Origin of the sequence: Corallococcus sp. AB032C, from assembly GCF_003668935.1 — a bacterium.
GTDB classification, from domain to species: domain Bacteria; phylum Myxococcota; class Myxococcia; order Myxococcales; family Myxococcaceae; genus Corallococcus; species Corallococcus exiguus.
On the sequence record NZ_RAWP01000051.1, the window covers coordinates 24,147 to 37,603 of the forward strand.

Genomic DNA, 13,457 nt, shown 5'->3' on the forward strand with positions numbered 1-13,457 from the left:
ATGCCAGATGGTTCCCCGGATGCAAGCGGTGTCCCGGGCGGGGCGTTCATTCGATGGCCCCGGAAGGCCGCACCGGGGAGGAGGCGTCCAGGCGCCGCGTCCTCTGGCCGAGGGGACGAGCCCCGGAGGTTCGTGAGGAGCGTGACATACTCCCGCGCCGCGCATGGCTCCTGGCTCCCACCGCGTCTCCCGGTACACCGTCTACGCGGAAGTGGCGCTCGCGGCGCTGGTGGTGCTGGGCCCGGTGGCGCTCGGCGGCGCGGCGCACTGGGTGTCCTGGCCGCTGGGCGTGCTGTCAGGGGCCGCGGCGGTGCTGGCGTTCGTGGGAGCCCGGCGTCAGGGAGAGACCCCGCGCGTGCCGCTCCTGTCCGCGCCGCTGGTGGGCGCCGTGGTGCTGTGTGCGTTGCAACTCGTGCCACTGCCACCCGGGCTGCTCGCATGGGTGAGTCCGGAGGCCGCGGCGCTGCGTGAGGACGTGCTCGTTCCGCTGGGGCTCACGGGCTGGCGGCCGGTGTCGCTGGAGCCTTCCGCCACCTGGCGTGAGCTGGCGAAGCACGTGGCCTATCTCCTCACGTTCGTCGCGGCGGTGCAGGTGTGCCGCGCTCGGGCGTCACGGCAGCGGCTGCTCGCGGTGCTGGCGTTCACGGGCGCGGCGGTGGCGACGGTGGGCTTGGGCCACGCGCTGTTCGGCGTGGAGGCGCTGTTCGGGCTGCGGGCGTACGTGCATGCGCGGCCGCCGCTGGTGACGCCGTTTGGAAATCCCAACCACCTGGCGGGCTTCCTGGGGCTGTGCGCGACGGTGGCGGTGGGGCTCGCGCTGTCGAAGCAGCCGCGTTCGCGCGCGTGGCCCTTCGCGATGGCGGCGCTCGTCTCCGGCGCGGGCGTGCTGCTGTCGCTGTCTCGCGCGGGCATCGTGTTCTTCGTCTTCGGGCAGGTGCTGCTCGCCGCGTGGCTGATGAAGCAGCGTCGCGAGGCGCGCACTCCCGCCAGGCCCGCGTGGGGACGGGGCGCTGCGGTGCTGCTGGGGCTGCTGGCGACGCTGTCCGTGGGCGCGTACCTGGCGGCGGATCAGCTGTGGGCGGAGGCGCGCACCGTGGACGGGGTGGAGTCCCTGCGCCGCGGCAAGATGGAGCCCTGGCCGATGATGGCCCGCGCGGCCCGCGCCTTCCCGGTGCTGGGCATGGGGCGCGGCGCGTTCGAAGCCGCCTTCCCGCGCTACCAGACCGAGCCCAATCCCAACACCTTCACGCACCCGGAGAACGCGGTGTTGCAGGTGGCGGCGGAGTGGGGCGTGCCGGGACTGCTGCTGCTCGGGCTGGCTATCTGGGCCTTCGTGAAGCGCGTGCGGCGCGAGGACCACGGGCCCGTGGAATTGGCGGTGCTGTCCGGCGTGGCGGCGCTGGCGCTGCACAACCTCTTCGACTTCAACCTGGAACTGCCCGCGTGCGCGGTGGCGGTCGCGGTGTTGCTGGGCGCGGTGGCCCGGCCCCGTGAGGCCGAGCGCATGGCCGCGCGCCGCACGAAGATGGGCACACTGCCCGCCGGTCCCGCGCTGGCGTTGGCGGCGGGGCTCACGGGCATGATGCTCGTCGCGCTCGTGCCCGGACGGCGGAGGATGGCGGACGCGGAGGCGCTGCTGGCGGAGCGCGTGGCGGCGCGGGCGCCGGTCGCGGAGGTGCGAGCCCTGGGGCTCCAGCTCATCGACGTGCACCCTGCGGACTACCTGCTGTATCGGCTGATGGCGATGGCCTCCGTGTCGAATGGCGCCGAGGGCGCGAAGGACGCGCTGAGCTTCGTCAATCACACGCTGTACCTGCGGCCCCTGGATGCGCCCGCGCACCGCGTGGCCGCGCGGGCCCTGCTGCATCTGAGCCGGCGCGAGCAGGCCTTCCTGGAGTACCGGCTCGCGCACGAGGCCGGGGACACGCGCGTGTTGATCAGCGAGGCGATGCCCCGTGCCCGCACGGTCGAGGAATTGAAGACCCTCACGTCCGAAGCGCCCGGGCAGGTGACGGAACTCGCGGAGACGCTGCTCGCCGGGCCCTCGCGTCGCGCGCTGGGATTCGCATGGCTCACCTGGGCGCGTGAACATTTCGAGGGCCGGCCCGAAGCCACCGCGCTGTGGATGCAGGAAGCGCGCGGACGGCTGGCCCAGGGAGAACTCCCCGCGGCGGAGGCGGCCTGCGCGGAGGTGGAGCGGCGCGCCCCGGACGCACTGGCCACGCACCTGCTGCGCGCGGACGTGTGGCTTGCGCAGGGAAAGCGCGCGGAGGCACTGCAGTCACTGGAGGCGCTCGTGAAGCGCTTCCCCCACGACGTGGAGCTGGCCTTCACGCTGTCCACGCGGCAGCAGGAAGCCGGCCTCACGCGCAGGTCCCGGGACACGCTGGCCGCCATGGCGCCGTACCTGACCGACCTGCGGCAGCGCGCACGCCTGCTGTCGCTGGAGGCGGACAGCTTCGAACAGGAAGGCCTGCTGGCCCGCGCACTGGAGCAGCGCCGCTCGGTCGTGGGGCTGCTGCCCGGTCCGGAGAGCCACTTCGCGGTGGCCCGGTTGCAGGAGTTGCTGTCGCGCTACGACGCGGCGGCGCGCTCGGTGCACGAGGGCCTGCGGCTCATGCCACCTAACGATGCACGGCGCGCGGAGGGTGAAGCCTGGGCGGCGCGGCTGGAAGAACGCGAGCGTGCCCTGCAGGACGCACACAAGGGCGGGCTGCTGGAGGACGCGAAGGGGCGGGAAGTGGAACCGCCGGGTTCACCGGCGGTCAGCGACGCTCCCGCTCCATGAGGACATCAGGCCGACGCGCCTGAGTCCTCCACGGGCGCTCCGTACGACGGTTTCTCCTCTTCTTCACGCGAGAGCGGCTGGATGAAGGACGCGACCAGCGGCCACTCCAGGCGCGCGAAGTCCTGGAAGCGCATCTCCAGGGCCTCCTCGTGCGAACCGGCGCGGAACAGCAGCCGCTCGTTGACGCTCAAGGACTCGTCCATCGCGATGGGCAGGCCATACAGCTCGCCGAAGGGAGGCTCCGCACCCGTCTCGCAGTCGGGAAAGTGGTCGGCGAACTCGGACTCGGCGGCGAGCCGCGCGGTGCGGACGCCCAGCGTGTGGCGGACCTGTCGCAGGTCCACGGTCGCCATCGCGGGCACGACGACGATCCACGGCTGCCGGTCGGCCAGCACGATGATGGATTTGGCCACTCGCCAACCGGGCACGTTGAGGGCATCCACGAGCTCCATCGCGGTCACGGCCCGAGCGTGGGCGTACCGCTCGAAGGGGACGCGATGGCGCCGCAGATAGCTTTGAATGGCACTCGGAATCATGGGGGACATCACCTCCTTCGCTTACAAGGTGTGTCCGGACGACGCGGGCGGCCATTCGCCACTGGAACTAGACGGCCGTGGCTGCCTGCCCTCGTCGGGTGCGCCGGAGGGCAGGCGGGCGGGCTACCTCACGTCACTGCTGGAAGTCGTAGACGCTGCCCAGCTTGAGCAGGCGCGTCAGCTCGTCGAGCGCGCTCATCGTCTCGCGCGCGAGCTGCGGATCGCGCACGTCCTCCGGTTTGAGCACGTCGCGGTAGTGCTTGCGCACCCACGCCGCGAGCCCCTCGTGCAGGGCCGGCGAGTAGAAGACGTCCGCGGTGATGGCGGCGCGCTCCGCGTCCGTGAGCGAGATGCGCTGACGCAGGCACGCCGGGCCGCCGCCGTTGTTCATGGACTGCCGGACGTCCAGGTAGTGCACCGCCTTCACCGGGTTGTCCCCGGCGACCACTCGCTCCAGGAAGGCGTGGGCGGTGGGCGTCTCGCGGCTCTCGATGGGCGCGATGATGGCCATGGTGCCGTCCGGCAGCGACAGCACCTGCGAGTTGAACGGGTAGGCGCGCACGGCGTCCTTCACCGGCAGCTCGGCGTCCGTCGCGACCTCGAAGCGGAAGGCGTCGCCCAGCTTCTCGCGCAGCGTCTGGAGGAGCTTCGGGTGCTCCACGAAGGCCAGCGCGTGCAGCATGAGGAAGCGCTCGTTGCCCACCGCGAGCACGTCCGTGTGGAACGCGCCCGCGTCGATGCCGTCCGGATGCTGCTGCGGCAGCACCACCTGCTCCGGCGCCAGCTGGTGCAGCCGCGCCAGGGCCTGGCTGGACTCCAGCGTCTGGCGCGCGGGGAAGCGCTGGGGCCCCTTCACGTCCTGCCACGCGCTGCGCCCCCAGGCGAGCACGTGCACGGCCTTGTGTCCCGGCGTGAAGAGGCGCGTGTGGTTGGCCGCGCCCTCGTCCGCGAAGTGAGCAGCGCCCGGCAGCGGCGCGTGCACCTGGAAGTGCTTCGCGTCCGCGAAGATGGCGCGCAGCACCGCGTGCGTGGTGTCCGCCTCGATGGCGCGGTGGAACATCTGCGTGAGGTTCGCGGGCGTCAGGTGCACCCGGCCGTCAGCGGTGTCCGCGGACGGCGCCACGGTGGCCGCGTTCGCCGTCCACATGGCGGAGGCGCTGGAGGTGAGGCGCAGCAGGTGCTCCCCGTCGCGCGCGGCGCGGGTGATGACCTCCTCGTCGGAGCCCGTGAAGCCCAGGGCCCGCAGGGTGCGCAGGGAAGGGCGCGGTTGGGGCGGCAGCACCGCCTGGCCTACGCCCAGCTCCGACACGAAGCGCATCTTCTCCAGCCCCTGGAGTGCCGCCTCCCGGGGGTGGCTGGGCTGGCCGCCGTGGTGCTGTGACGCCAGGTTGCCCGGCGAGAGGCCGGCGTAATTGTGGGTCGGACCAATGAGGCCGTCGAAGTTGTATTCGCGCATGGGATATGGAGACGCGTCGTGGAGCGTCCCCCTTTAACAAAGCGCCTCAAGCGTTACCTGCGCTACCTGCTCATCGCCGGGATGTTGCGCCTGCTCCAGTTCCTTTCGCTGGACACGGCCCGCACCCTGGGCATGACCCTGGGCGGCTGGGCCTACGCGTTCGCGGGCGGAGAGCGCAGGAAGGCGCTCAAGTCGCTGGCCCGCGCCTTCCCGGAGAGGACCGGGGCGGAACGTGACGCGCTCGCCCGTGACGCCTTCCGCCATCTGGCCGCCGCGGCCCTGGAGGTCGCCTCCGCGCGGGCGCTGGATGCCGGGCTGGAGTCCCTGGTGTCCTGGCCGGACGCGGACCGCCAGGTGCTGGAGGCCGCGCTGGCGAAGGGGAAGGGCGTCGTCTTCGTGTCTGGCCACGTGGGCAACTGGGAGCTGCTCGCCCGGCGTGTGGCGAGGGCGGGCTACCCCAGCCAGAGCATCGCGAAGGAGACCAGCGACCCTCGTCTCACCGCGCTGGTGGAGGACTTCCGGGCCAAGGGCGGCGTGCGCAGCATCTGGCGCGGCCAGGAGGGCGCGGCCCGGGCCATGCTCCGCGCGCTGCGCAGTGGCGAAATCCTGGGCATCCTCATCGACCAGGACACCAAGGTGCAGTCCGTCTTCGTGCCCTTCTTCGGGGAGCTGGCGGCCACCCCTCGCGCCGCGGCGGACCTGGCGCTGCGCACCGGCGCGGCGGTGGTGGTGGGCTTCTGCCAGCGCGACAGCCAGGGCTACCGGCTCACCATGGAAGAGGTGCCGCACCCGGACGCGACGGAGCGTGAGGCGGCCGTGCAGGCGCTCACCGCCGCGCTGTCGCAGCGCATCGAGGCGGCCATCCGCCGCGCCCCCGAACAGTGGGTGTGGATGCATCAGCGCTGGAAGACGCGTCCTCCCGAGGACGCTCCCCCGGCCCTCGCTGACGCACCGTCCGCCCCGGCGCGGTGATAAGGAGGGCCTTGTGCCGCGCCTGCTTGCCTTGAGCTTCCTGGGACTCCTCGCCACCGCCTGCGCGCCGCGCCGTCCGGCCCCGGGCGCCTCGAACGAGCCGCGCCCGGACGTGGTGCTGGAGGGCGCGCACCTGCGCTCCTACGAGGGCGACACGCTCCAGGTCTCCGGCACCGCCTCGCGCGTCCTCTACCGGCGCGCGGGCGGCGAGGTGCAGGCCACCGAGGTCGTCGTGAGCCTGCCCCCCGGGAAGGGCTCGCCCGCTTCCCAGCAGGCAGGCACCACCATCACCGCGCCGAATATGGACGGCAGCCTCGCGTCCAAGACGTGGGTGGGCACGGGCGGCGTCGTCGTGCAGACGGGCGAGGGCCTGGTGGCCAACACCCCCCGGCTCACCTACGAGTCGGACGCGCGGCGGGCCCATGGTGAGGAGGGCGTGACGATGAGAGGTCCCGACTACCAGATGCGGGCGGACCGCTTCACGCTGTCCGCCGCGGACCAGACGTTCACCTTCGAGGGCACGGTCCAAGCCGTGCTGGGTGGAGCGACGGAGTGATTGAGTTCCTCGTGATGGCGCTGTTCCTGGCCCAGCCCGCGTCCTCCCAGGCCGCCACGCCCGCCGCTCCGGGCGCCCCGGGCGTCGTGCAAACCACTCCAGCCGCGAAGCCCGGTGCCGCCACCGCCCCGGCCACGCCCGCTGCTCCGGCCCCGAGCACCCCGGCCACGCCGCCGCCCGCGCCGGGCACGTCGCTGGCGCCCACGGGACTGCGCAACCCGGTGGACCTGTCCGCGGACCACGTCACCGGCGACCGCAACCAGGCGGTGCTCACCGGCAACGTGGTGGTGAAGCACCAGACCATGGACATCCGCTGCGAGAAGATGACCGGCTACTACAACGCCACCCGCCAGGTGACGCGCGTGGTGTGCGCCGGCAACGTGCGCGCCGTGGACGGCGACCGGCAGGCCCGGGGCGAACGCGCCGACTACGACGTGCCCTCGGGCGTGCTGGTGGTGACGGGCTCCCCGGAGGCCCGCCAGGGCAACACCTACCTCACCGGCACCAAGGTGCGCCTCGTCCTGGGCAGCGAGCGCCTGGAGGTGGAGAACGCCCGCATCCTCGTGGACTCCCCGTCCACCACCGCCGTCCCCGGCACCCGCAAGAAGGCCCCCGCGCCGAAGCCGGCGGGCACGACGCCATGAGCGGCGCGAAGCTGTTCGCCGAAGGGCTCCAGAAGTCCTTCCGCAAACGCCAGGTGGTGCGCGACGTGTCCTTCAACGTCGCCCCCGGTGAAGTCGTGGGCCTCTTGGGACCCAACGGCGCCGGCAAGACGACGAGCTTCAACATGGTGGTGGGCCTGGTGACGCCGGACGCGGGCCGGGTGCGCGTGGGCGACGAGGACCTCACCCACCTGCCCATGCACCGCCGCGCGCGCCGTGGCGTGGGCTACCTGCCGCAGGAAGCCTCGGTCTTCCGCAAGCTCACGGTGCGCGAGAACTTCCTGGCCGTGCTGGAGCTCCAGAAGGGCCTCACCGCCCAGGATCGCAAGCAGCGCGCGGACACCCTCCTGGAGGAGTTCGGCCTCTCCCACGTCGCTGAGTCCTGGGGCGAGACACTCTCCGGTGGCGAGCGGCGGCGCGCTGAAATCGCCCGCAGCCTCATCCCCGCCCCCCGCTTCATCCTCTTCGACGAGCCCTTCGCCGGCGTGGACCCCATCAACGTGGGCGACCTCCAGCGGCAGATCCACCTCCTGAGGGAGCGGGGCCTGGGCATCCTCATCACCGACCACAACGTCCAGGACACCCTGGGCATCTGCGACCGGGCCTACATCATCGCACAGGGTCAGATTCTCGAAGAGGGAACCCCCACGCAGATCGCCGGCTCGGCCCGTGCGAGGGCCGTCTACCTGGGAGACCGGTTCCGTCTCCAGGCTCCGTGAAAAGCCGTCCTCCCCGTATGTCTCCAGATGCTCGCGGTGAAGTTGGCCCCGCTTTTGCGTCGACGTCTGAACATCTGCCAGGCGAGCAGGGGTTACGACAACCTGTCGGATTTCCAGCGGATTTTTGACGATGCAAATCAGAAACCACGCGCTGGGGCACTGGACGTGGCCGGGGGTCCTTGTTAGGTTGGCACGGTCCTTGATTGGAACTTCCAATCAAGTGGCACGCATGCCTTCCGGAGACGCCCCCACATGGCGATGGAACTCAAACAGAGCCTGAAGCTCGCGCAGCAGCTGGTGATGACGCCCCAGCTGCAGCAGGCCATCAAGCTCCTCCAGCTCTCACGCATGGAGCTCCTGGACCAGGTCCGCGAGGAGATGGAGCAGAACCCCCTGCTGGAGCAGCCCGAAGAGGGCATGCCCGGGGAGGTGAGCGAGAAGGAGCCTGGCGAGGCCTCGCTCGAAGCGGACAACGCGGAAATCGCGCGCGACGTGGATCTGCCGTCGGCGACGCCGGAGAACGCCCAGGAGTTCAAGGCGGACGGCGAGGGCCCCCCGGAGATTGACTGGGAGTCCTACCTCAACAGCTACCAGTTCAACGAGCCCACCACCGCCTCCAACAAGGGCAACGTGGCCACGGACGACCTGCCGTCGTTCGAAGCCAACATGGTGAAGAAGGAGGACCTGGTCGACCACCTCCAGGAGCAGCTGGGCACGCTGCGGCTCAACGAGGCCGAGCGCCGCGTGGCGGTGCTGATCCTCGGGAACCTGGACGACGACGGCTACCTCAAGCTGCCCGACATTGAAGGCGACCCGCTCATCCGCCTGTCCAACGAGGCGGACGTGCCCATGCACGTGGCCGAGCGCACCCTGCGCCGCATCCAGAACCTGGAGCCCCGGGGCTGCGGCGCGCGCGACCTGCAGGAGTGCCTGCTCATCCAGCTGCAGGCGATGAAGGACCCGAACGCGGCGCTGCTGGGCCTCATCATCAAGCGGCACATGAAGTACCTGGAGAGCAAGAACCTCCCGGCCATCGCCAAGGACCTCAAGGTCACGCTGGACGAAGTGGTCGCGGCGGCGAGGCTGCTCCCGAAGCTGGACCCGCGGCCGGGCCGCAACTTCAGCGGGGATGACGCGCAGTACATCACCCCCGACGTCTTCGTCTACAAGCTGGGGGACGAGGACTACACCGTGGTCCTCAACGACGACGGCCTGTCCAAGCTGCGCATCTCCGGCATGTACCGGAACGCGCTCAAGAACGGCGCGGTGAGCCCCGGGCAGACGAAGGAGTTCATCCAGGACAAGCTGCGCAGCGCGATGTGGCTCATCCGCTCCATCCACCAGCGGCAGCGGACCATCTACAAGGTCACCGAGAGCATCGTGAAGTTCCAGCGGGACTTCCTGGACAAGGGCATCGCGCACTTGAAGCCGCTCATCCTGCGCGACGTGGCGGAGGACATCGGCATGCACGAGTCCACCGTCAGCCGCGTCACCACGAGCAAGTACGTGCACACGCCGCAGGGCATCTTCGAGCTGAAGTACTTCTTCAACTCATCCATCGCGCGCGTGTCCGGCGAGGACACGGCCAGCGAGGCCGTGAAGCACCACATCAAGCAGCTGGTGTCGCAGGAAGACTCGCGCAACCCGTACTCGGACCAGAAGATCGTCGAGCTGCTGCGCTCGCAGGGCACGGAAATCGCCCGCCGCACGGTGGCCAAGTACCGCGAGGTGCTGGGCATCCTCCCCAGCAGCAAGCGCAAGAAGTACTTCTAAGCCGTTCTCCATCACCGGCCCTGCACGCCAGGGCCGGTTTGGGGCATGAAGCGGTCCATGGACCCCGTGCTCCCCACCGATGTCGGCGTTCCCCGCCGTGACCCCGTGCCGCTCGTCGTCCCGCCCGTCACCCTGGAGGGGAGGGCGGTGCGACTGGAGCCGCTGACGCTGGAGCACGCGCCCGCGCTCGCGGCGGTCTGCGAGCCCGAAATCTTCGCCAATTTCTCGCGCGTGCTGCGCACGGAAGCGGACGTCGCGGACTACATCACCGTCGCGCTGAAGGCGGCCGCCACGTGCATGGAGCGGCCCTTCGCCATCCGCGAGCTGGCGAGCGGCGCCGTGGTGGGCACCACGCGCTACATGGACATCTCCCGCGAGTTCCGCACGCTCGAAATCGGCTCCACGTGGCTGGCGCGGCGGGCGTGGCGCTCGCGGGTGAACACCGAGTGCAAGTACCTGCTCCTCACGCACGCGTTCGAGACGCTGGGCGTGATGCGCGTGCAGCTCAAGACGGACAGCCGCAACGCGCGCTCCAGGGCGGCAATCTTGCGCTTGGGTGCTTCCTTCGAGGGCATCCTGCGCAACCACATGCTGGTGCGCGGCGGCGTGGTGCGGGACAGCGCGTACTTCGGGTTCATCGACACCGAGTGGCCCGGCGTGAAGGCGCGGCTCGAAGGACTGCTGGCGCGGGAGTGATAGGGTGCCGGCCGCCATGACCTTCCCTGCATCGAGCCCGCGTCGAACCGTGTCCTGCTTCACCGTCCTGGGGGCGCTCGTGGCGCTCACCGGCTGTAGCGGCGGCGAGACGAAGGTGATGACGCTGGCGGAGCTGTCGGACCGCTCGCTCATCTTCGCGCTGGCGGACGTGGATGACGCGGAGACGCCGGACGCGCAGGGCGCGCACCGCTTCACCGCCAGCTACACGGTGTCGCCGGACGGCCCGTGCTCGCGCTTCGCCGACGACGTGACGGCCACCTTCAACGGCCAGCCCATGACGCTGGTGCCGGGTGGCGCGTCGGACGTGGGCGGGCGCTCGGAGGCGTGTGAGAACAGCCGCGTCTACTTCAACTTCGATCCGGCCGCCTGGGGCCGCGAGCCGGTGGAGGACATCGTCGTGCAGTTGCAGGACGCCTCCAGCACCGTGCGCCTGGTGGTGAAGAACGCCAAGGCCAAGCGCAAGTTCACGTTCCAGGGCGAAGGCACTCCGGACAAGCTGCGCGTGGGGCAGTCCTATGACTTCCTCTGGGAGCCCTCCACGGAGGTGCCCGGTCCGGTGGAGGCGCTGCTCCTGCGCGAAGGGGGCCGCGCGCCCGGCGTGCTCTCCGTCACGCAGAACGGCAACACGTCCACCGTCGCCATCGCCGCGGGCACCCCGCAGGCGAACCACATCCTGACGCTGGGCGCGGACCTGGAGGGCGTCGTGGGCGAGTGCTCGGGCGTGTCGTCGTGCTCGGGCGCCATCTACCACGCGCAGGACTTCGTGCTCTCCGTGGTGCCCTGAGTTCAGGAGCGATCCGCAGGCATGTTACCGGCGTGAGCGCCACGCACGCGGTGTGGGGGAATGCCGACCGGAAAATGAGGCCCGGGTCGGAATCCCCTCACCGTGCCATGCAGCGGACACCAGACGTGTCCTATTGCGGTCGCTTTCGCGAGCGCGATCCGTGAACGGGATTTCCAACCTGGGGGGCCGGGTTGCTTTCGGCGTGGGCTCCGTTTCTGATCTGTCACGGAGCTTACCTCTCTCCCTAGGAGGCGGCCACGCATGCAGCTCAACATCACCTTCCGTCAGTTCGGAGCGTCGGATTCCCTGAAGGAGTACGCCCGTGAAAAGGTCGATCGGGTGAACCGACTGCTGGACCGGGCTGGTGAAGCCCACGTGGTGCTGTCGTTGGAGCGGCACCTGCATCACGCGGACATCACCATCCACTCCGGCGCCTGGGTCCTCCGAGGGCGTGAGAAGAGCGATGACATGTACGCGTCCATCGACCTGGCGATGGACAAGATCGAACGGCAGCTGCGCCGCTACCGCGACAAGCTCAAGTCGCACCACGGCAAGGAAAAGGTCCATCACCGCCAGGACCTGGTGAGGGTCCGCCACGACGTCTTCGAGGTCCACGAGCCGGAGGCGACCGCGGAGGCTTCCACGCCCGCCGCCCAGGCCGCGCCCGCCGCGCAGGCGCCGGTGGCCGAGTCGGGTGTCGCCCGCCTGGTGCGCACCACGCATCTGGCCATCCAGTCGTTGTCCGTGGACGACGCCGTGATGCAGATGAACCTGATGAACAACGACTTCTACGTGTTCCAGAACCAGCAGTCCCAGGCGCTGTCCATCGTCTACCGGCGCAAGGAGGGCGGGTTCGGGCTCATCGAGCCGCACCTGCCTGACGCGCCGGTGGCCGCCACCGGCACCTGACAGGCAGTCGTATCCGTGCCGGGGAACCGGGTCCGGGACATCCCCGGGCCCGGGTCCGGGGTGGGGGGGAACGGCCCGGGCTGACGCGCAGTGAGCGAAGCGCCTGCCACCGCCCAGGCGACCCTTGCGCGAATCCAGTGTGAGGAGTAATTGCCGGCCGAGGAATCATTGCCGGCCCGGAGCGCCAGTGCGGGAGCGCCATTGAGAATCGCCGATTTCCTCAGCCCCCAGGCGGTCGTCGCGGACATGCAAGCCCGGACGAAACCGGAGGTGCTGCGCGAGCTGAGTGCCACGTTGGCCCGGGCGCATCCGAATCTGCGCGAGGACCGGCTGGTGGCGGTGCTCCAGGAACGCGAGAAGTTGGGCAGCACGGGCATTGGCGAAGGCGTGGCCATCCCCCACGGCAAGCTGGCGGGCATGGACAGTCTCCAGGCGGCCTTCTGCGTGTCGCGCGCGGGGGTGGACTTCGAGTCCATCGACGGCAAGCCCACGCACCTGTTCTTCGCGCTGGTGGCGCCGGAGAACAGCGCGGGGGTGCACCTGAAGGCGCTGGCGCGCATCTCGCGGCTGTTCAAGAACCCGCGCTTCCGGGCGGCCATCCTGGAAGCGCCCTCGGCCGCGGACATCCACGCCCTCATCGTCCAGGAAGACGCGCGGCCCTGAGGGCCTGACAGGAGACGCCCCGCATGGACGTCGTCCTGCGTCCCATCAACGACCGTTTCTTCCACGAGCAGGTGCTGCCCTTCTTCACGCGCGCCATGGGGGATGCCTCCGGCGCGCTGGAGGCCCTCTCCAACCACCTGGGTGACGCGCAGGCGTTCACGCTCTGTCAGCGGCTGGCCTCGTCGGCGCTGCCTGGGGGCGTGGGGTCGGTGGACTCGGACGGGTGGATGGACCTGGTGGACCGGCTGGTGTTCCAGCCCTGGCGCGAGGCGCCCGGCGGCTGGGAGGTGGGCGGGTCCCCCGGCGGCTACGCGGACGAGTGGGACGAGGCGCTGAACCTGGCGCTGATGGTGGAGGACGCGGCCTATCCCTACTGGGACACGAAGGCGGCGCGCGTGGTGCGGGACAACTTCCGCCGGCGTCCCCCGGGCGAGCAGGGGCTGGCGTCGCTCCTGGCCGGGCAGTGGGACCCCTTCCCGGAGTTCCCGCCGGACCGCGTCTTCATCACGCAGGGCCGCGGGGAGTACGCGGTCCGCGAGCGGTTCGCCTTCGCGGACTGGGCCTGGCGGCCGGCGAAGACGGTGTTGCACTGGCAGGTGAACCTGCCGCGCAAGCTGGAGCGGCTGCTGACGCGGGAGCAGGAGCGCCTGAAGCTGCCGGTACTGCCGGAGCGCGACGAGGTGCTGGGCTACTGGACGGGCCGCCTGCCCCAGCCGCCGCCCCTGTCCGTGTTGTTCTCCGGCCTGGGCCCGAACGCGGCCACGTGGATCCGCGAACTGGGCGCGCTCACGCTGCACCTGCGCGGCGCCGCGCAGACGAAGCAGGGTCTGGCCGCGCTGGTGACGCGCGGGACCACCGTGCGGCTGTGAGCTGATGGCCAGGTCCCTGGTGCGGCTCGGCTGAAGCGGACGGCGATTTCCGG

13 protein-coding genes are annotated in these 13,457 nt (G+C 70.6%); 11 read left to right on the forward strand and 2 right to left on the reverse strand.

The annotated features are described in order from the left end of the window. Nucleotides 1-163 precede the first annotated feature (163 nt). A complete protein-coding gene (locus tag D7X99_RS22390; RefSeq protein ID WP_121779548.1) occupies nucleotides 164-2,788 on the forward strand; it encodes an O-antigen ligase family protein in 2,625 nt (874 codons plus the stop codon). Nucleotides 2,789-2,793: 5 nt separating this feature from the next. Here D7X99_RS22390 and D7X99_RS22395 read toward each other — a convergent pair whose 3' ends face one another. Beyond that, complete coding sequence (locus tag D7X99_RS22395; protein WP_169824771.1) at nucleotides 2,794-3,324, reverse strand: aminoacyl-tRNA deacylase; 531 nt, start codon at nucleotides 3,322-3,324, stop codon at nucleotides 2,794-2,796. A 133-nt stretch (nucleotides 3,325-3,457) separates the two neighbouring features. Next, nucleotides 3,458-4,780 (reverse strand): N-succinylarginine dihydrolase, encoded by a 1,323-nt coding sequence (gene astB, locus D7X99_RS22400; RefSeq protein ID WP_121779550.1) that lies wholly within the window; start codon nucleotides 4,778-4,780, stop codon nucleotides 3,458-3,460. An 18-nt stretch (nucleotides 4,781-4,798) separates the two neighbouring features. Between astB and D7X99_RS22405 the strand changes: the two genes are divergently transcribed. The 10 genes from D7X99_RS22405 to D7X99_RS22450 all read left to right on the forward strand — a co-directional run bounded on the left by D7X99_RS22405 (nucleotide 4,799) and on the right by D7X99_RS22450 (nucleotide 13,404). Beyond that, entirely contained in the window at nucleotides 4,799-5,752 is a 954-nt protein-coding gene (locus D7X99_RS22405) for a lysophospholipid acyltransferase family protein (RefSeq protein WP_121779551.1), read from the forward strand. 13 nt (nucleotides 5,753-5,765) lie between these two features. After that, a complete protein-coding gene (locus tag D7X99_RS22410) occupies nucleotides 5,766-6,308 on the forward strand; it encodes an LPS export ABC transporter periplasmic protein LptC (protein ID WP_121779552.1) in 543 nt (180 codons plus the stop codon). Continuing rightward, the gene (locus tag D7X99_RS22415) at nucleotides 6,305-6,952 is read left to right on the forward strand and encodes an LptA/OstA family protein (protein ID WP_121779553.1); all 648 of its coding nucleotides are present in this window, start codon (nucleotides 6,305-6,307) and stop codon (nucleotides 6,950-6,952) included. Before D7X99_RS22410 ends, D7X99_RS22415 begins: the two co-directional genes overlap by 4 nt. Continuing rightward, nucleotides 6,949-7,689, forward strand: coding sequence for an LPS export ABC transporter ATP-binding protein (lptB, locus tag D7X99_RS22420; protein WP_121779554.1), 741 nt, complete (start codon nucleotides 6,949-6,951; stop codon nucleotides 7,687-7,689). The genes D7X99_RS22415 and lptB overlap by 4 nt, the downstream gene beginning before the upstream one ends. Before the next feature lie 252 nt (nucleotides 7,690-7,941). Further along, nucleotides 7,942-9,462, forward strand: coding sequence for an RNA polymerase factor sigma-54 (gene rpoN / locus D7X99_RS22425; protein WP_121779555.1), 1,521 nt, complete (start codon nucleotides 7,942-7,944; stop codon nucleotides 9,460-9,462). A gap of 57 nt (nucleotides 9,463-9,519) precedes the next feature. Beyond that, complete coding sequence (locus D7X99_RS22430) at nucleotides 9,520-10,158, forward strand: GNAT family N-acetyltransferase (RefSeq protein ID WP_121779556.1); 639 nt, start codon at nucleotides 9,520-9,522, stop codon at nucleotides 10,156-10,158. A gap of 16 nt (nucleotides 10,159-10,174) precedes the next feature. Then, nucleotides 10,175-10,963: a hypothetical protein gene (locus D7X99_RS22435; protein WP_147476217.1), complete on the forward strand. Its 789-nt coding sequence runs from the start codon at nucleotides 10,175-10,177 to the stop codon at nucleotides 10,961-10,963. Between the two features lie 261 nt (nucleotides 10,964-11,224). Then, the gene (gene raiA, locus D7X99_RS22440; RefSeq protein ID WP_120576834.1) at nucleotides 11,225-11,872 is read left to right on the forward strand and encodes a ribosome-associated translation inhibitor RaiA; all 648 of its coding nucleotides are present in this window, start codon (nucleotides 11,225-11,227) and stop codon (nucleotides 11,870-11,872) included. 201 nt (nucleotides 11,873-12,073) lie between these two features. Beyond that, on the forward strand, nucleotides 12,074-12,535 hold the full coding sequence (locus D7X99_RS22445; RefSeq protein ID WP_120576835.1) for a PTS sugar transporter subunit IIA: 462 nt from the start codon (nucleotides 12,074-12,076) through the stop codon (nucleotides 12,533-12,535). Nucleotides 12,536-12,558: 23 nt separating this feature from the next. Next, on the forward strand, nucleotides 12,559-13,404 hold the full coding sequence (locus D7X99_RS22450; protein ID WP_121779558.1) for a hypothetical protein: 846 nt from the start codon (nucleotides 12,559-12,561) through the stop codon (nucleotides 13,402-13,404). The last annotated feature ends 53 nt before the right edge of the window (nucleotides 13,405-13,457 follow it).

Bases quoted from the DNA above. Each gene is read 5' to 3' on its own strand.
- D7X99_RS22390 (WP_121779548.1), top strand. From the start codon at position 164: ATGGCTCCTGGCTCCCACCGCGTCTCCCGGTACACCGTCTACGCGGAA.
- D7X99_RS22395 (WP_169824771.1), bottom strand. From the start codon at position 3,324: ATGATTCCGAGTGCCATTCAAAGCTATCTGCGGCGCCATCGCGTCCCC.
- astB (WP_121779550.1), bottom strand. From the start codon at position 4,780: ATGCGCGAATACAACTTCGACGGCCTCATTGGTCCGACCCACAATTAC.
- lptB (WP_121779554.1), top strand. From the start codon at position 6,949: ATGAGCGGCGCGAAGCTGTTCGCCGAAGGGCTCCAGAAGTCCTTCCGC.
- rpoN (WP_121779555.1), top strand. From the start codon at position 7,942: ATGGCGATGGAACTCAAACAGAGCCTGAAGCTCGCGCAGCAGCTGGTG.
- D7X99_RS22430 (WP_121779556.1), top strand. From the start codon at position 9,520: ATGGACCCCGTGCTCCCCACCGATGTCGGCGTTCCCCGCCGTGACCCC.
- D7X99_RS22435 (WP_147476217.1), top strand. From the start codon at position 10,175: ATGACCTTCCCTGCATCGAGCCCGCGTCGAACCGTGTCCTGCTTCACC.
- raiA (WP_120576834.1), top strand. From the start codon at position 11,225: ATGCAGCTCAACATCACCTTCCGTCAGTTCGGAGCGTCGGATTCCCTG.
- D7X99_RS22450 (WP_121779558.1), top strand. From the start codon at position 12,559: ATGGACGTCGTCCTGCGTCCCATCAACGACCGTTTCTTCCACGAGCAG.